At 47.4% G+C, this 17264-nt stretch carries 15 protein-coding genes and 1 tRNA gene; 6 read left to right on the top strand and 10 right to left on the bottom strand.

Features of this window, described 5'->3' with window-relative positions:
* Positions 1–2 precede the first annotated feature (2 nt).
* Together csgF and csgG are read left to right on the top strand one after the other, a co-directional pair.
* A complete protein-coding gene (gene csgF, locus J4614_RS00670; RefSeq protein WP_001264073.1) occupies positions 3–419 on the top strand; it encodes a curli production assembly/transport protein CsgF in 417 nt (138 codons plus the stop codon).
* Positions 420–445: 26 nt separating this feature from the next.
* On the top strand, positions 446–1279 hold the full coding sequence (gene csgG / locus J4614_RS00665) for a curli production assembly/transport protein CsgG (protein WP_001137620.1): 834 nt from the start codon (positions 446–448) through the stop codon (positions 1277–1279).
* 38 nt (positions 1280–1317) lie between these two features.
* Here the strand turns inward: csgG and J4614_RS00660 are convergent, their stop codons facing one another.
* The 4 genes from J4614_RS00660 to ghrA all read right to left on the bottom strand — a co-directional run bounded on the left by J4614_RS00660 (position 1318) and on the right by ghrA (position 4239).
* The gene (locus J4614_RS00660; protein WP_001546652.1) at positions 1318–1800 is read right to left on the bottom strand and encodes a DUF1097 domain-containing protein; all 483 of its coding nucleotides are present in this window, start codon (positions 1798–1800) and stop codon (positions 1318–1320) included.
* 100 nt (positions 1801–1900) lie between these two features.
* Positions 1901–2455 (bottom strand): molecular chaperone, encoded by a 555-nt coding sequence (locus J4614_RS00655; RefSeq protein WP_001001890.1) that lies wholly within the window; start codon positions 2453–2455, stop codon positions 1901–1903.
* 23 nt (positions 2456–2478) lie between these two features.
* On the bottom strand, positions 2479–3216 hold the full coding sequence (locus tag J4614_RS00650) for a phosphatase (RefSeq protein WP_000283646.1): 738 nt from the start codon (positions 3214–3216) through the stop codon (positions 2479–2481).
* 84 nt (positions 3217–3300) lie between these two features.
* On the bottom strand, positions 3301–4239 hold the full coding sequence (gene ghrA, locus J4614_RS00645; RefSeq protein WP_000402553.1) for a glyoxylate/hydroxypyruvate reductase GhrA: 939 nt from the start codon (positions 4237–4239) through the stop codon (positions 3301–3303).
* A gap of 235 nt (positions 4240–4474) precedes the next feature.
* On the opposite strand from ghrA, the gene J4614_RS00640 reads away from it, so the two are divergent.
* Positions 4475–4562: transfer RNA gene (locus J4614_RS00640), tRNA-Ser, on the top strand.
* 409 nt (positions 4563–4971) lie between these two features.
* On the opposite strand, the gene J4614_RS00635 is transcribed toward J4614_RS00640, so the two are convergent.
* From J4614_RS00635 to J4614_RS00620, 4 genes are all read right to left on the bottom strand, one after another.
* Positions 4972–6078, bottom strand: a complete 1107-nt coding sequence (locus tag J4614_RS00635; RefSeq protein WP_000988594.1) for a Gfo/Idh/MocA family oxidoreductase — start codon at positions 6076–6078, stop codon at positions 4972–4974.
* A 10-nt stretch (positions 6079–6088) separates the two neighbouring features.
* The gene (locus tag J4614_RS00630; protein WP_063917191.1) at positions 6089–7369 is read right to left on the bottom strand and encodes an MFS transporter; all 1281 of its coding nucleotides are present in this window, start codon (positions 7367–7369) and stop codon (positions 6089–6091) included.
* A 282-nt stretch (positions 7370–7651) separates the two neighbouring features.
* Positions 7652–8344 (bottom strand): oligogalacturonate-specific porin KdgM family protein, encoded by a 693-nt coding sequence (locus tag J4614_RS00625; RefSeq protein WP_000700859.1) that lies wholly within the window; start codon positions 8342–8344, stop codon positions 7652–7654.
* A 44-nt stretch (positions 8345–8388) separates the two neighbouring features.
* Entirely contained in the window at positions 8389–9549 is a 1161-nt protein-coding gene (locus J4614_RS00620) for an N-acetylneuraminate epimerase (RefSeq protein WP_000525757.1), read from the bottom strand.
* Positions 9550–10055: 506 nt separating this feature from the next.
* Between J4614_RS00620 and J4614_RS00615 the strand changes: the two genes are divergently transcribed.
* The 3 genes from J4614_RS00615 to J4614_RS00605 all read left to right on the top strand — a co-directional run bounded on the left by J4614_RS00615 (position 10056) and on the right by J4614_RS00605 (position 13736).
* Positions 10056–10736 carry an N-acetylmannosamine-6-phosphate 2-epimerase gene (locus J4614_RS00615; RefSeq protein WP_023214761.1) on the top strand — a complete coding sequence of 227 codons (681 nt, stop codon included), beginning with the start codon at positions 10056–10058 and terminating at the stop codon, positions 10734–10736.
* 336 nt (positions 10737–11072) lie between these two features.
* A complete protein-coding gene (locus tag J4614_RS00610; RefSeq protein WP_000628085.1) occupies positions 11073–12569 on the top strand; it encodes a sodium:solute symporter in 1497 nt (498 codons plus the stop codon).
* Between the two features lie 285 nt (positions 12570–12854).
* Positions 12855–13736 carry a MurR/RpiR family transcriptional regulator gene (locus J4614_RS00605; protein ID WP_000433674.1) on the top strand — a complete coding sequence of 294 codons (882 nt, stop codon included), beginning with the start codon at positions 12855–12857 and terminating at the stop codon, positions 13734–13736.
* 105 nt (positions 13737–13841) lie between these two features.
* On the opposite strand, the gene phoH is transcribed toward J4614_RS00605, so the two are convergent.
* Both phoH and putP read right to left on the bottom strand, forming a co-directional pair.
* Entirely contained in the window at positions 13842–14630 is a 789-nt protein-coding gene (gene phoH / locus J4614_RS00600) for a phosphate starvation-inducible protein PhoH (RefSeq protein WP_000533527.1), read from the bottom strand.
* Positions 14631–15522: 892 nt separating this feature from the next.
* A complete protein-coding gene (gene putP, locus J4614_RS00595) occupies positions 15523–17031 on the bottom strand; it encodes a sodium/proline symporter PutP (protein ID WP_001018467.1) in 1509 nt (502 codons plus the stop codon).
* Positions 17032–17264: the final 233 nt, after the last annotated feature.

The following is a 17264-nucleotide window of genomic DNA, read 5'->3' as shown; positions in this document are numbered from 1 at the left end:
TCATGCGTGTTAAACATGCAGTAGTGCTGCTCATGCTTTTTTCGCCATTAACCTGGGCTGGAAATATGACGTTCCAGTTCCGTAATCCTAACTTTGGTGGAAACCCCAATAACGGTTCCTTTTTATTGAATAGCGCCCAGGCGCAAAATTCATATAAAGACCCCGCTTATGATAACGATTTTGGTATCGAAACCCCCTCAGCGTTGGATAACTTTACGCAGGCTATTCAATCGCAAATTCTGGGCGGCTTGTTGACCAATATTAATACCGGGAAACCAGGACGTATGGTGACCAACGATTTTATTATCGATATCGCTAATCGCGACGGACAGCTCCAGCTCAACGTCACGGACAGAAAAACGGGAAGAACCTCGACCATCGAAGTGTCAGGTTTACAAACTCAGTCAACCGATTTTTAAGCTACAGTCACTAAAGGATATAAATCATGCCGCGCTTACTTATTTTGGTTGCCGTTTTATTGTTGAGCGGATGCTTAACTGCCCCGCCGAAACAAGCTGCGAAACCGACATTAATGCCCCGCGCACAAAGTTACAAAGATTTGACGCACTTACCTGCTCCCACCGGTAAGATCTTTGTTTCGGTATATAACATTCAGGATGAAACGGGCCAATTTAAACCTTACCCGGCAAGTAACTTTTCCACGGCTGTGCCGCAGAGCGCCACCGCTATGTTGGTCACCGCGCTGAAAGATTCGCGCTGGTTTATCCCGCTGGAACGACAAGGCTTACAGAATCTTTTGAATGAACGGAAAATTATTCGCGCAGCCCAGGAAAACGGCACCGTGGCGATGAATAACCGTATCCCGCTTCAGTCGCTGACGGCGGCAAATATCATGGTGGAAGGTTCTATTATTGGTTATGAAAGTAACGTCAAATCCGGCGGGGTCGGCGCAAGATATTTCGGTATTGGCGCCGATACTCAGTATCAGCTGGATCAGATTGCTGTCAACCTGCGCGTGGTTAACGTCAGTACGGGCGAGATCCTTTCTTCGGTGAACACCAGTAAAACGATCCTTTCCTATGAAGTACAGGCAGGCGTGTTCCGTTTTATTGATTACCAGCGCTTACTGGAAGGCGAAATCGGCTATACCTCGAACGAACCGGTGATGCTGTGTCTGATGTCAGCCATTGAAACCGGCGTTATCTTCCTTATTAATGATGGTATCGATCGTGGACTGTGGGATTTGCAGAATAAAGCGGACAGGCAAAATGATATTCTGGTGAAATACCGTGAGCTGTCAGTACCGCCAGAATCCTGATGAATACGACAAAGCGTGGGGAAGACCCCACGCTTTTTTTATTTTGTGACCGCCGTATTCGCTGAATGTTGCTCGCGGCGTGATGCCAGCCATAGCCCACTATTTTTCATGGCATAGCCAAAGATTAGCCCCAGCGCCAACGACGGTAATACCAACCGCCAGTCACCCTGCCCTGCAAATGTCGCGCAGGCGCCGATAAATGTTCCCGGAACAAAAGAAAGCAATAGCTGCTTTGCCTGGATACACATCAGGAATGCCACGATCCCCGTCAACACGTAACTGACAATTTCCAGATGCGGCGCCAGCGCGCTACCGTGAATAATGACCAGCGCCCACACCATACCGCTTAACAGCGTACAGGCGGAAATCAACAATCCCTTAAAGCCTCCCTGCGGACAGGCGAAATAAGCCGTACAGCCTAAAAAACCGGCCCAGCTTAGTAACCCCAGGGAGACGGCCACCCATCCCCATATTCCAGAAAGGATGCCCGTAGTGATAGCAATAGAAAGAAGTATGTTCATGGCGCGCATCATAACAGAAAAGCGGCACATTAATGAGATCACGCACACATTTTATGCAATGATGTAAAACCAGTTGCAGTTAAAAGTGATTTACATCACATTATTCTTCATCTTCTTCCTGAAGTTCATCCCACATGGCCCCTATCGCATCACGCGTTAGCGGCGCCAAAGTGCGCCAGAATGGCGTAACGGCATGGGCTTCAACTTTACCGAGGAAGGTATTGCACCAGGGAAGCAGATAATCGGCAAATAAGGTTTCCAGCGCTTCACTTTCATCTTCGGCAGACTGATCTTCCAGCCAGGAGGCCGCGAGCAATAAAGTACCAATGTGATCGGCAGGCGTATCGGCCAGCGGCATCCCTCGCGACGTTAAAAAAGCGCGCACCTCAGACTCTTCCGCGCCTTCGACCCACGCACTGCGGTATGGCGCTACCGCGCACTCTTCCCCAACAAATAACGCATTGTAATCAGTGGAAATCTGCGTGATATCGCAGCTTTTCTGTAAACGCGCCAGCATGTCATCCTGCTCCAGCGGCCAGTTTGCCGCCAGTTTACCTTCACGGATTAACGTAAACAGCGGAACCAGTAAAGGATCTTGCGGTTGGCGGTAATACAACGATCCCAGCACACGGCACAGGATTGAAAACTCATTCATTGATATCTTCCCGTAAATAACGATTAAAGTTCGGCAAATTCCGGTACAGGCGCCATACCGCGTGATTCGAGAAAGGCCAGTAAGCGCTGCGGCGAGACGTTCAGGATTCGATCTTCCGGGAAATTCACCGCATCCAGAATTTTCCGGCATTCGGTGAAATCGCCAAGCGTAAAGGCCGTATGGGAATCAGAGCCTAACGCTACCCAGCCTCCCGCATCGCGTACGGCGGCAGCGACCGCGCGGCAATTATCTTCGCTTCCTTTACGCGAATGCAGAAAAGAAGAGTTGTTGATTTCCAGCGCTACATGGTGTTTCGCCGCCGCCTGCGCGATGGCGTTAACCTCCACTGGATACTTTGGATTTCCGGGGTGACTAATTATATGCACCTTGCCGCTGGCGATGGTCGCGATCATCGCCTGAGTATTGGTTTCTTTATCATGCGGCGCAAAAACGGGCTCATGAAAGCCTGCGATAATCAGATCCAGCGAGTCGAACATCTTTCCGGAGCAATCAATTTCACCGTTAATGTTCTTGATATTCGCCTCAATGCCACGCAGTATCCCCACGCCGTCAACCAGACGCGGCCAGATGCGCATGTTAATAAAATGCCAGTGATGCGGCGCATCTTCCATGTCCGGACCATGGTCGGTAATCGCAAAAAGTTTAATGCCTTTGCGTTTGGCTTCCGCGATATAATCGCTCAAAGTACTGTAGGCATGAGTGCTGGCGACGGTATGCATATGCAGGTCAACGGGATACATTGCTCTCTCCTGTAGTCATTTCCGACAAGGATAGCAGGTATCGCCAGCGTTTTTTAGCGAAACCCGGCCCGCGCCGGGTTGATGTCAATATCCTCTCGCCCGATCCACCTGCCCCGTCACCGGCTCTCCCTTCTCCAGCTGGGTAATTGTGCGGCTAATATAATCGATGGCTTCCGCCGGACGGGTGACTGCCGCAATGTGCGGCGTCATGGCGACTCGCGGATGGCGCCATAATGGACTTTCCTGCGGTAACGGTTCCTGGCTAAAGACATCCAACATCGCGCCTTTTAGCTTACAGCTATCAAGCGCAGCCAGCAGATCAGCCTCCTGAACATGAACGCCGCGCGCGAGATTCAGCACGTAGGCGCCATCCGGCAATTGATCCAACAATTCGCTATTAATAATTCCTACCGTTTGGGCCGTATTCGGCAGCAGATTAATCAGCACCCGCGTCTGGCTCAGGAAAGCGCGCAGCTCTTCACGCCCCACATAACTTTCCACGCCAGGCCAGGATTTGCGGCTACGACTCCAGCAACGTAACGGGAACCCCCACGCCTGTAGACTTTCTGCCACTTTTGCGCCCAGCACCCCTGCGCCCATGATACCGACGCTAAATTCTTCGCGGGTATATTCCGGCAGCGGTTTCCATAGCGCCTGATTCTTCAGCGCCTGATAATCATCGAAACGACGGAACCAGTGTAATACCTGGCTGACGGCATACTCCTGCATTTGCAGGCCCATTCCGGTATCTTCCAGACGGAATAGAGGAATGGAGGCGTCCAGCATTTCCGGATGCGCATTTAATTTACTCAGAATTGCATCCACCCCCGCGCCCAGCGCAAAGACGGCTTTTAAGCGTCTTCCGGCCAGCATTTCAACCGGGGGCTGCCATACAAGCGCATAGTCTGCGGGGTTGTTATCACCGACCTTCCATTCACGAACGCGCGCATGTGGGAGGGCCTTCTCCAGCGCATTTACCCACCAGGCGGCGTTAAATGTCGGGTGATAAAAAATTATCTCCATGTTATCTCCTGAGCAGTATGGTGCGGAATGTGATTGCGCCTGTTATCAGCGTTTTCAACGGGATGTGCAGCATAGCAAATTTCCCGGCGCGGGCAAAAAAAGCAGTTTTCGCTTATTAAAGCCACAGATTGGTGGAAGTTTGTATAAACGCGCTTTTTTTTGAAAAAGTTGATTGACGTAGAAAGGATATTTCCCTACATTAGCGCCCGTTCCAGTAATGCTGGAGCGACAATTTGGTGAGGTGTCCGAGTGGCTGAAGGAGCACGCCTGGAAAGTGTGTATACGGCAACGTATCGGGGGTTCGAATCCCCCCCTCACCGCCATATTTAAGTTGAGAGCCTGTACAGAAGTACGGGCTTTTTGCTTATATGTATCCCCCAAACCAAGGGGGGATGAGAACCACCGACCGGGGTTCGACACAAAAACGCCGGGAGCGTTTTTGAACAGAGCTTGCTCTGGCCCCGAAGGGGCGAGGCCCAGGGATGGGCTGAGTAGCGGCGCAGCCAGTTGGACAGACGACGAGCCTGCGAGGAGACTGCCCGAAGGGCGAGCGCAGCGAGTCAATCCCCCCTCACCGCCATATTCAAGAAAGAGCTCGTACGAAAGTACGGGCTTTTTTCGCATTAAGCCCCCCCGTCCATTGCCGGATGGCGGCACAGTTCACGGGCGCCTTATCCGGTCTACATAAGCGCAGCGCCACCGGGTAATAACACCACCATCCGGCTTTCAATTTTAGCCAAGAATTTCAGTGAGTTTTACTTTGCGCCCCTCGTTTGAGGAAAGCGTCGCAGCATCAGCGGTAGCAATGGCATTTGTCGCCGCTTCTCCTGTTAGCAATTTAGCAAACTCCTCGCCTGGCTCCAGACCGTTTATCACATCATGCAAGTACTGCATCTCCAGTTTCATAATTGATGAGAGCCACATCGGCGTACGTTTACCGGGTTTACCATAAGCGATTGCGCCATCCATCTCGCTGGATATGTTACCGTTGCGACGATCGTCATCCTCCGCCTGGCTTTCATGCACAAGAAAGTGTGTTTTTTTGCCCGCTTTTATTAGATAACCAGCCGTATTTTGCATATCAATGAGAATTGCACCTGTCGTGCCCTCAATTAATACATAGTGCTCAGGGTAGTGGAACGATGATCCCCACTGAAGTGTCGCGAAACGACCGCTTTCGAACTCAAGAGTGATTAGGACAACATCATCTTCATCACCAAATTTTTCACCTTTGTGCGCAACATTCCCCGCCGCCATTGAAACCAGGGATGGGGTTTCATCCATGATGAACAGTGTACAATCTAGCTCGTGAATGTGATGGTACAGATGCCCGCCTGACTTTGCGCGAATCTTCTTCCATGAGATCTCATCCTGCACGTCTTCAAAACCATTACGTTTAGTGTGAACTTGTGTAACTTCACCGATTTCACCGGCTTTGATGAGCGCTTTAGCGTGGCGAACCCCATGAAAAAAGTTCATAACGTGACCCGCCATAAAGGTAACACCAGCTTCTTTGCAGGCATCAACCATATCCTTACAATCCTGGTAATTTAAGGCGATAGGTTTTTCACAAAACACGTGTTTACCCGCTTTAGCCGCCGCAATGACCGGCGCTTTATGTAAGTAATTTGGTGAAGCAATAATTACGCAATCCACATCAGGATGGGTACAAAGCGCCTCCATCGTTGCAGTGGCGACACAGTTCAGCTCTTTCGCTATCGGATCCGCATTTACCGGATCGTAAATCGCAGTGATTTTCGCCCCTTCAACCTTAGACATAAATCGCGCCAGTTCAGCGCCAAAATAACCCGTACCTACAACACCGTATTTCGTCATCATTTATCCTCTATTAAAATTCTTTTGTTGACTGAAACCTTTCACGACGTGCTTTTAGCCTATCCGGAATGGATAAGCCAATAATGAGTAGAATTGTTGCGGTCCAGAAAGCAACAATGAACGTTAGCGCAACGCCTAGCCCCATTGTTATTCCAAGCCAGGTCGCCGCCATTGAATTGAATGTGCCTGATGTCGCAGCAAGATTGTAAATCAGCCCGGTACCCAAACCACGAACCTCAAGAGGAAAGTAGTCGTAGAGAAATTTGGGAACCAGCCCGCCAACACCTACGTTAGTCGCCATTAAACCGAATAAACATGCGCCCAGCAGTAAATAATTATCTTGCGGAATTCTGAATAACGGGAAAATGAATAAAAAGGACATGAGAAGACCAATGCTGAACGTTTTCTTCAAACCAATTCTATCTGCGCACAGACCCCAAACGATATTTCCCAATACAGTGCCGAATGCCGCCGCCGTCATTAAATTAGAGACCACGCCCGTATCAAAGCCCTCTCCCGCCAAATATGTAGGCAGTAGACCAAAGATCGGCCAGTTTGCGCCGAAAATAGAGAACAGAACAATAAATACACATAATGTCAGTGGAAATTGAGCTCGATTAAATAGCCCTTTCATTGACAAAGAGAAAACTGACCAGGCACTTTGTGAGTGCTTTCCGGGACCACTGAGTTTGGCTTCTTCCCACTCTTTAGATTCAGGAGCCCTGGCCCGGATGTAGATTACTAAAAGAACGGGTAGCAAACCGACAAAAAAAGCAGCACGCCAACCATACGCTTCGGCAAATGACGGCATAAAGTAGGCTGCTATGATGTTACCAATACCGAAACCTGAAACCAGAAATGCGCTCGCTTTAGATTTTAAATGCTTTGGCCAACTTTCCACGGCATAAGTAGAAGCGCAAGCATACTCCCCCGCCATCCCCATACCGACAATGAAACGACTAAGCGTCAGCATAATTACACCGGAAGCCAGGCCACTTAACCCTGTACCTACAGAATAGGCAACTATCGACCACATCATTAACGGCTTACGGCCAAATTTATCTGCCAGCAGACCAAATAGCGCCCCGCCAAATGGTCGCCCAATAAAGGCCGCTGTGGCAAGGAATGCGCCCTCCATATCTGTCAATCCTAAGTCAGCCTTGATCAGATACATAATGTAGAAAATCAGCATAAAGTCGAAGCCATCAAAAACGTAACCCAGCCATGCTGAAAATAAAGCATTTTTTTGTGGACGAGTTATCTCGCTATACCACGGGAAGAATTTTGCTATCACAATAAAACCCTTATTTGCTGTTACCGTCTGAAATGCTTACGGAATTAATTTTTAAGTCATATCAATTGCCGAATAAGACACTATCAACCGGCACTTTCCGACAACCGCCTGAGATCGTAGCTATGTAAAGCGTATATTCATTGTTTATCATCCTTATTCGTAGCTACGTTAAGGACGTGAATACTCAAGACAAAGTCTAACGTTCTGTAACGTAGCCACGGGCTATAAGATTATCGATATGAATACTAAGCAAAGATTAGTACAGTAACTCTTTAACCTTTCTCAAAAGTGGTATTGTAATCCAACGCGATAACGGGTCTGTCTCTCATCGGTATTATTTCTCACCGCTACATTTCCGACCTCAACGTATGGTGTAAATGACTTATTCAGTTTCCAGGCTAAAGCCACATTATGCTCATAGTTTGTTTTTTTGTTATCAAATTTAATTTGATCGCTATCCATCCAGGTAAAGTTATATTCTAATTTCAACTCATCAAAAACATAACCTATATAAGTATCAAATCTATTCGTTTTCTCATCATCATTGTAGTTAGCTGTCTTTCTTGCATAGTCATAGCGGTAACGACCAGCCATATAAATACCAGAATCAAAATTATATTGCACCCTTAAATAAGGCTTATAAATTGAAGTGTCTGGACCGCTTTCAAATATAAATCCAGGCTGCAAAACAAAATGGTCCGTAACTTTATAATTATAACTTACGCCCAGTTCTATAGCGTTTGCGACGAGATCGCTTAAATGCTTATCCTGCTCACCATCTACTCCTCCCGATTTAACGCTGGCATCGACATAAAAACCAATGCCGTTAGGAAGTTTTTCAATTATAGCAATACGGTCTTTATTAATTCTGGTTCTATCAGCATATTCATGCCGATAATCAAGGGTTGCCGCTTGTAGATATGATGAAAATGCTATAAACGAAACCATACCCAGAAGATATCTGTTGATTTTCATAAAATACTCCGCTTATCAATTAACTTTATTTTTGTATTTAAAAATTATTTTATTAATAAATTACCATCACGCATGGTAAAGGAGGTTACAGACGAAACAGGTTTCCCTTTAGCATTTTCACCACCGATAAGGAAAACTTCATCACCATAACTTACTGATACACCATAGCCGAGAGGTTGTTTCATTTTACCCATATATTGCCAATGGCCATTAACCAAACCATAGACTTCATCTCGCCATTTTTTATTTATTCCTTCGTGGGAATAAAACTTTCCATTGGTATAATTTTGTTTTGCTCCCGGAAAATTCGCGCCACCACCGACAAGCAGGACACCGTGACTATAGCCCGAAAATGCTCCGGCCAACCCTTCTTGCTGTTGTTCTCCAGGCGATGGCGGTAACTGGCTGTTCTTCAACCATGTTAGCTTGTCGTTATCCCACATGGCGCGGTAAATCACATCGGTACGTAAACCCGGTTTGAGCTCACCATTAATCAGCATCAGGAAATTATTTTCCATTACCGATGACGATCCTGCCGTCCCCGCGCCTGGCAGCTCACCGGCATTCTTCCATGTGTTCTCTTTAGCATTGTAGATAAATACGATTTTATTAAAAAAATAATCTTTGGCAGGTTTATTAAAATAATTATAGATGACTTTATTTTTTTCACTTTCATCCGCAGCCGCAGCCGCTATATCAATAAAATACTTATCAAAGATATGCTCATTAACCCCTCCGGTAATAAGTACCATCGTTTCGTTTAATTTTACTCCCGTATGCCCTGTTAATCCAACTGGAGATATAGTGTCAACTTTTTGCCATGTATTTTTCACCGGTGAGTATTTGTACACATCGCTATAAACCTGCAACGGTGATTCACTGTTTTTTTTCCCTACGCCACCAAAAACATAAAGCTCATCATTTAAAAATACCGACACGGATTGCTCACGAGCTCCACCAGGAAACGACTTTATACGCTCCCAGTCTTTATGTTGCTTTTTAAGATCAATTTTATACCAGGATGTCCCTGCGGTACCTAAGCCGACATAAATCACGCCATTATTATCAATAGCGCCAGTACCATTTTTCAGTGGTTCTGGTATATCAGGAAGCGTCGTTGCATATCCTGATGTGGTGATAGCGACTGATAAACATAGCGCCATTAGCGTCATCATTTTCTTAAAGTTTTTCATCTGCATCCCCATGCGAAGAAATACAATTGGAGTAAAGCTTCATCATTAGTGATCTTATGGCGCATAATTTCAACAATGATAATGACAAAATGTGACCAAGCGCTAAAAATAATTACATGGGGTTATCATGTGCGAGGTAAAAGCACCCCATGGTGATGTTAGAAGTGATTATGGGTGACCTGTTATGGCCAAACTCATTAGTGATAGCATTCTGAATAAATACAACAAGAATTATGTGATGCATTTCATACTGGCTATCCCGTGGCGTATAAGCTCCTTCTGAGCATTTTATCTTTATGCCGGAAGCAGTTAATAAAATACAGCATGCTGCCGTCAGAATGAATTGTATTTGTCTTGTAGCTTCAGGTTATAGCCTCAAATCCGCTGGCGCAGTAATTGAATAACAAACATACCTTATGACTGTGTTCACATTTTTCTATCTTTTTGCTTGATGCAGCAACACTCCACAACATAACATAAAACGGAGCAAAACTTCAAAATATATAAGGCGGAACTGGATGTCACTATTAGCCAGGCTGGAACAAAGTGTACACGAAAACGGTGGGCTGATTGTCTCATGCCAACCGGTACCAGGCAGCCCTATGGATAAACCTGAAATTGTGGCTGCAATGGCACAGGCAGCGGCTTCGGCGGGTGCGGTCGCTGTGCGCATTGAAGGCATTGAGAATCTGCGGACTGTTCGTTCCCATCTTTCTGTTCCAATTATTGGGATAATTAAACGTGACCTTACAGGGTCGCCAGTCCGTATCACTCCCTATTTACAGGATGTTGACGCCCTGGCGCAGGCAGGTGCCGATATTATCGCTTTTGATGCCTCATTCCGCTCTCGCCCGGTTGATATTGATAGTTTACTGACACGTATTCGCCTGCATGGATTACTGGCGATGGCAGACTGTTCAACCGTGAATGAAGGCATAAGTTGCCATCAGAAAGGAATCGAATTCATTGGTACAACATTGTCTGGCTATACCGGCCCCATCACGCCGGTTGAGCCAGATTTGGCAATGGTGACGCAACTGAGCCATGCAGGTTGTCGTGTTATTGCCGAGGGGCGCTATAACACGCCTGCACTGGCGGCCAATGCTATTGAGCATGGTGCCTGGGCAGTTACCGTTGGTTCCGCTATCACCCGTATCGAGCATATCTGTCAGTGGTTCAGTCATGCAGTAAGACGCTGAACAGGAAAAGAAAATGAACACGCTTACTATTGATATTTATGTCTCAGAGAATGATCCGACGTTAATAATGCTATCGGCAAATACGATACCCAGGCCTGAAACCTGTTTGAACGCAATATCGGATAGCTGCTATTTCAGGTATCCGGCAGGACATACGTCTGGGCATCACCATTGGTGGAGCATAAATGTTCTGCCTTTTACATCTCATGATTACCGTCATTGAGATTAACAAAAACTATTACTTGATCTGAATATCGTATCGTCTGAATGATGGGAAGATAAAAATACACAGACGATGACCGCAACTCTACTCAAAACCATAAGCAGGAAAGAACTATGATTACACATTCTTTCGGCATCGTTAATTATCTTGTATTATTTGGCTACCTCCTGGCCATGATGTTAGTCGGTGTCTATTTTTCCAGACGGCAAAAAACAGCAGACGATTATTTTCGCGGTGGTGGCCGGGTTCCTGGTTGGGCGGCTGGGGTCAGTGTATTTGCTACTACGTTAAGCTCAATTACATTTATGTCAATTCCTGCCAAAGCGTTTACTTCCGACTGGACGTTTATCATTGGTCAGTATCTGGCTATCGCAATTTTACCGCTGGTTTTTTATTTCTATATTCCGTTTTTTCGGAAATTGAAAGTCACATCAGCCTATGAATATCTCGAAGCACGGTTCGATGTGCGCTGCCGTCTATTCGCCAGCATGTCATTTATGTTGTTTCATATCGGACGTATCGCCATTATCACTTTCCTCACCGTGCTGGCCTTGCGCCCCTTCATCGCTATAGACCCGGTGATTTTGGTACTGTTGATTAGCGTGATGTGTATCATTTATACCTGGATGGGTGGAATTGAAGGAGTAATATGGACTGATGTTATTCAAGGCCTCTTACTTTCTGGCAGCGCGATACTGATTTTTATAGTGATATGTCTCAAAGTCCAGGGCGGCATTGGTGAAATTTTTACGGTGACGCAGCAGGCGGATAAATTCTTTCCGGCTACGCAGTTCCACTGGAGCTGGACGGAAAGCACAGTACCTGTATTGATGATTGGTTTTCTGTTTGCCAATATTCAGCAATTTACTGCCAGTCAGGATGTGGTCCAACGCTATATCGTGACTGACTCCATAGAGGAAACGAAGAAAACATTACTTACAAATGCCAAACTGGTTGCTGTGATCCCTGTTTTCTTTTTTGCTATCGGCTCGGCATTGTTTGTCTACTATCAGCAACATCCACAATTATTACCGGCGGGATTCAACACTGGCGGCATTTTACCCTTATTCGTGGTCACCGAAATGCCAGTCGGCATTGCAGGGTTGATAATCGCCGCTATTTTCGCTGCCGCGCAGTCCAGCATCTCCAGCAGCTTAAACAGCATTTCCAGTTGTTTTAATTCCGATATCTATCAGCGTTTGAGTCATAAAAAAAGAACGCCAGAAAACCGTATGAAAATAGCTAAGTTAGTTATTCTGGTCGCGGGCCTGATAAGTAGCGCAGCCTCGGTATGGCTGGTCATGGCCGATGAATCAGAAATCTGGGATGCATTTAATAGTCTGATAGGTCTGATGGGAGGGCCAATGACCGGTCTGTTCATGCTGGGCATTTTCTTTAAACGAGCAAATGCCGGGAGTGCGGTTTTAGGAATTATTATCAGCGTCATTACCGTGCTGGGCGCACGCTATGCCACTGACCTTAACTTCTTCTTTTATGGGGTCATTGGCTCGCTAAGCGTGGTGATCAGCGGCGTTATTTTCGCCCCGTTATTTGCCCCGGCACCGCCATTGACGCTGGATGAAAAACCTGAACCAAAGGTGACATTATGATTTCATGATACCACGCTATACCGACACAGCACACGGTGACGCCAACGCCCGGGGCGACAATACCGGGCCAGGTATAAACCATCCGTCAAATGGCGCGCTATAAACACCGTAAGAGCAAACAGATTACTCTCCAGTGATGTTCTGTCATAAGTTGGCAACGCGATGTAAATATTCCCCCTCCTTTACTTACATCGCGCTTTTTTTCATGCCGCAGACTTGATAGGCTCTGCTCTGTTCGATATTGCAGGCTTTGTGCCGCAATCAGCCCTCAAGAGCAGGAACTATATGGAGCCTCAACCCCCACGTCTTAAACCCGGAAAAATCCTTGATACTCTGGGTGCTATGCAAAAAAGCCTGACACGTGCCTCCCAGCGTATTGCGCAATATATTTTAGCCTTCCCCAGACAGGTGACACAGTCATCTATTGCCGATTTGTCGCGCGAAACACAGGCCGGAGAAGCCACGGTTATTCGCTTTTGTCGCACCCTGGGCTATAAAGGTTTTCAGGATTTTAAAATGGACCTGGCCATTGAACTTGCCACTACCGAGTCTGATGACAGTAGTCCTCTACTGGATGCCGAAGTTAGCGAATCCGACGATGCCCACGCCATTGGTTTAAAATTGCAGAACACCATTAGTAATGTATTATCTGAAACGCTAAATCTGCTTGATATGCAACAGGTTCTCGGTGTCGTGGACGCCCTACGTCACTGTCACTCAGTTTATATCTTTGGTGTGGGCTCATCGGGGATCACGGCGCTGGATATGAAACACAAGCTAATGCGTATTGGTTTACGGGGCGATGCGGTAAGCAATAACCATTTTATGTACATGCAGGCTACGCTATTAAAAGCAGGCGATGTCGCGATGGGTGTCAGTCACTCGGGCACATCGCCAGAAACAGTGCATTCACTCCGATTGGCCCGACAGGCTGGCGCCACCACAGTCGCCATTACCCATAATCTGGGTTCTCCATTATGTGAAGAGGCCGATTTTTGCCTGATCAATGGTAATCGGCAAGGAATGTTGCAGGGTGACTCGATCGGTACGAAAGCCGCGCAGCTTTTCGTCTTTGACCTGCTCTATACCCTTCTTGTACAGTCCTCGCCGGAACAGGCCCGAGAAAGCAAATTACGGACAATGAATGCCCTGGACATGACAAAATAATTCCTTTCCCGTACAGGCGTCATTTTCCTTTTTTGTCCATGAGTCTGCTGGATGCTTTATAGATAACAAAGCCCGGTTTCCCGGGCTCTGAAAGTCAATGCTATATTAGCTGTATGCGTGAAGCGTTCGCTGACAAAGCGCCGAGCGCACGCAGTCGTCTTTGTTGAAATGCACAATCCCTACCATTTCATCTTCTTCAAAGCGTTCCAACGCATCGCTCAACCCGGAACGCACGCCGCGCGGCAGGTCGCATTGCGTAATATCGCCATTGACAATGACCGTGACATTTTCGCCTAATCGCGTCAAAAACATTTTCATTTGCGCCGCAGTCACATTTTGCGCCTCATCGAGGATCACGACCGCATTTTCAAAAGTACGCCCACGCATATAGGCGAACGGGGCAATTTCTACCTTACCGATTTCCGGGCGCAAACAATATTGCATAAAGGACGCGCCCAACCGTTTAAGCAGGACATCGTAGACGGGACGAAAATAAGGCGCGAATTTTTCAGCGATATCACCGGGCAAAAAACCAAGGTCTTCATCAGCTTGCAATACCGGACGCGTCACAATGATCCTCTCGACGTCCTTATGAATCAATGCTTCTGCCGCCTTTGCCGCACTGATCCATGTTTTCCCGCAGCCGGCTTCGCCGGTCGCAAAAATAAGCTGTTTACTGTCGATAGCGTTCAGATAATGCGCCTGTGCTTCATTTCGCGCCTTAACAGGCGAGGTATCGCGACTATCGCGCGCCATGCCAATGGCTTCTACTCCGCCCATCTGTACCAGTGACGTGACCGATTCTTCTTCACGTTGCTTATGACTACGCGAATCTCGTCTCAACACACGCTTTGCTTCACGACGAGCTTTGATCACTGCTTTTTGTCTTCCCATGGATAGCACCTTGAGTTGTAGGTATACATCACCCGCGTTCTCTTGAACGCGATTATGCGCACACACATCTGAGGGTTGGCTTCCTTGTAAGCCTTAGCTTGCTTTTTGAAACGACGCCACACACGGCTACGCGCACCACATATGACGTCATGGGTATGGACAGTAAGAGAAATGATGAGAGCTTTTAAGATGACAAGACCACCACCGGAGAGAGAATGTCCGTACAGGGTGTTGTAACTACTGTAAACAATGTGTCCTGGTGCGGACATTACCATTCGCGATCTCCATAGTGAGTGACCATCACTGCCGGGGAACTACCGCTATTACTACTAAGTACAACACAAAACATCAATAATGCAACAATATATTCACCAAATATTAACCAAACATTATTGCGTCATTGTCAGTCTCTTACAGAAAGATTACACGATTATTTCATCGGCAGGAGACTAAAAAAGATAATCATTAGCTACTGCGGGTATTAATGCTGAAAACATCCATAACCCATTGAATATTGAACATATATAAGGTTAAAATGGAATAATTAACGTGTCCTCTCTCCCATCGCTAAAACGGCATTATTTATGCAAAATTTTGTGCGGCATACTTACGCCAGTAACGCTGACTTGTTTTAATTTTTGTCATTACTCTATTGCGTCAAGGCTATTGGTACCATTAACAGGCGATTTCATATATGGCTAGTTAGTGATTACTCGAGATGTATTACGCCCGCGTTAACGGCGCTCAAGGGCTAAAAATAGTTTGAGAGTGCGTCCTCATTTACCTGAACATCTTCAGTCAATCGGTCCGGGACTTATCAGAGGACCAGGCGGGCGTATAACGCCGCCTGGTAAAATATGTCCGATGGCAATAATGCTATCGGACATGTCGGTTATTCCGCCTGTAGCTTCGACGGCGGCGCGGAATGATAATGCGCGTCCGCTTTTGCAAAGCGTTCCTGCATCGCTGCTGTCGGCGCTTTGCCAAGCAGGCTAAAGATTACGATCCCCAGGCTGCCGAAAATGAAGCCAGGGATGATCTCATACAGATCCAGCCAGCCATATTGTTTCCAGACGATAACCGTCACCGCGCCAATAATCATTCCCGCCAGCGCGCCGTTACGTGTCATACGCGACCACATCACAGAAAACAGGACAACAGGTCCAAATGCCGCGCCGAATCCAGCCCAGGCGTAGCTCACCAGCCCCAGCACACGGTTATCGGGATTCGCCGCCAGCGCAATGGCGATCAGCGCTACCACCAGCACCATCACTCGCCCTACCCATACCAGCTCTTGCTGGCTGGCGCTTTTACGCAGAAAAGCCTTATATAAATCTTCCGTAATCGCGCTGGAGCATACCAGCAACTGACAGCTCAACGTCGACATCACCGCCGCCAGGATAGCAGACAGCAGAACACCGGCAATCCACGGGTTAAACAGGATCTGCGCCAGTTCAATAAATACGCGCTCTGAGTTTTGGTTCACCGCCCCGGCCAGCGCGGGGTTATTGTTAAAGTACGCAATGCCAAAGAAGCCCACCGCCACCGCGCCCGCCAGACACAGAATCATCCAGGTCATACTGATACGACGCGCATGAACAATGCTGTGATGGGAGTCCGCCGCCATAAAGCGCGCCAGGATATGCGGCTGACCGAAGTAACCCAGTCCCCAGCCCATCAGGGAAATAATGGCGACAAAATTCAGCCCCTTGAGCATGTCGACATTCTCGATGCTCTTTTGCTTGATCACCTCCAGCGACTCGCTAAAACCGCCTACGCCGACAATAACCATCACCGGCGTCAGGATTAACGCAAAAATCATCAGGCTGGCCTGAACGGTATCCGTCCAGCTAACGGCAAGAAACCCGCCGATAAAGGTATAAATAATGGTTGCCGCGGCCCCCGCCCACAGTGCGGTTTCATAGCTCATACCGAAGGTGCTTTCGAACAGTCGTGCTCCAGCGACAATACCTGACGCGCAATAGATAGTGAAAAACAGCAGAATGACCAGCGCGGAAATAATACGCAGGACTCGGCTCTTATCCTCAAACCGACCGGTAAAATAGTCCGGCAACGTGAGCGCGTTATTGTTAAATTCGGTATGCACGCGCAGGCGCCCGGCCACCAGCTTCCAGTTAATCCATGCGCCTAACGTCAGGCCAATGGCGATCCAGCTTTCAGAGATCCCCGACAGAAAGATAGCGCCAGGCAGCCCCATTAACAGCCAGCCGCTCATATCCGACGCGCCGGCTGATAAAGCCGTAACAAACGGCCCCAGGCTGCGACCGCCAAGAATATAGTCATCAAAGTTTTTGGTTGAGCGCCAGGCGATAAACCCAATCAATATCATGCCAAAAATATAGACACAGAATGTCACCAACATCGGTGTGCTAATAGCCATCAAGGTTCTCCAAATTTATTTATTGGCACTACCGTAGCGTGCCGTTTTGTACCCTGCCGGAACGTGGCAAGGGTGTTATGTTTACCAGGGCGACCGTATCCTGCCGGAAGCGGTGGTTATTCACAATCGATTTAACACACCATTTACATCAAATTTGATTGCAGAGGGATACTATTTTTCTCCAGGTTGCACTCTCTCACATTTTTTGCGGTTGCACCTTTTAAAAGTGTTAA

It is taken from the genome of Salmonella sp. 32031103-2018-00083-FB-01-SM-01, from assembly GCF_017571995.1.
GTDB lineage: Bacteria > Pseudomonadota > Gammaproteobacteria > Enterobacterales > Enterobacteriaceae > Salmonella > Salmonella enterica.
This window is presented reverse-complemented; position numbering and strand designations above follow the sequence as displayed.

Coding starts and splice junctions, on each gene's coding strand:
- csgF (WP_001264073.1), top strand. CDS start 3: ATGCGTGTTAAACATGCAGTAGTGCTGCTCATGCTTTTTTCGCCATTA.
- csgG (WP_001137620.1), top strand. CDS start 446: ATGCCGCGCTTACTTATTTTGGTTGCCGTTTTATTGTTGAGCGGATGC.
- J4614_RS00660 (WP_001546652.1), bottom strand. CDS start 1,800: ATGAACATACTTCTTTCTATTGCTATCACTACGGGCATCCTTTCTGGA.
- J4614_RS00655 (WP_001001890.1), bottom strand. CDS start 2,455: ATGAATGAGTTTTCAATCCTGTGCCGTGTGCTGGGATCGTTGTATTAC.
- J4614_RS00650 (WP_000283646.1), bottom strand. CDS start 3,216: ATGTATCCCGTTGACCTGCATATGCATACCGTCGCCAGCACTCATGCC.
- ghrA (WP_000402553.1), bottom strand. CDS start 4,239: ATGGAGATAATTTTTTATCACCCGACATTTAACGCCGCCTGGTGGGTA.
- J4614_RS00635 (WP_000988594.1), bottom strand. CDS start 6,078: ATGATGACGAAATACGGTGTTGTAGGTACGGGTTATTTTGGCGCTGAA.
- J4614_RS00625 (WP_000700859.1), bottom strand. CDS start 8,344: ATGAAAATCAACAGATATCTTCTGGGTATGGTTTCGTTTATAGCATTT.
- J4614_RS00620 (WP_000525757.1), bottom strand. CDS start 9,549: ATGGGGATGCAGATGAAAAACTTTAAGAAAATGATGACGCTAATGGCG.
- J4614_RS00615 (WP_023214761.1), top strand. CDS start 10,056: ATGTCACTATTAGCCAGGCTGGAACAAAGTGTACACGAAAACGGTGGG.
- J4614_RS00610 (WP_000628085.1), top strand. CDS start 11,073: ATGATTACACATTCTTTCGGCATCGTTAATTATCTTGTATTATTTGGC.
- J4614_RS00605 (WP_000433674.1), top strand. CDS start 12,855: ATGGAGCCTCAACCCCCACGTCTTAAACCCGGAAAAATCCTTGATACT.
- phoH (WP_000533527.1), bottom strand. CDS start 14,630: ATGGGAAGACAAAAAGCAGTGATCAAAGCTCGTCGTGAAGCAAAGCGT.
- putP (WP_001018467.1), bottom strand. CDS start 17,031: ATGGCTATTAGCACACCGATGTTGGTGACATTCTGTGTCTATATTTTT.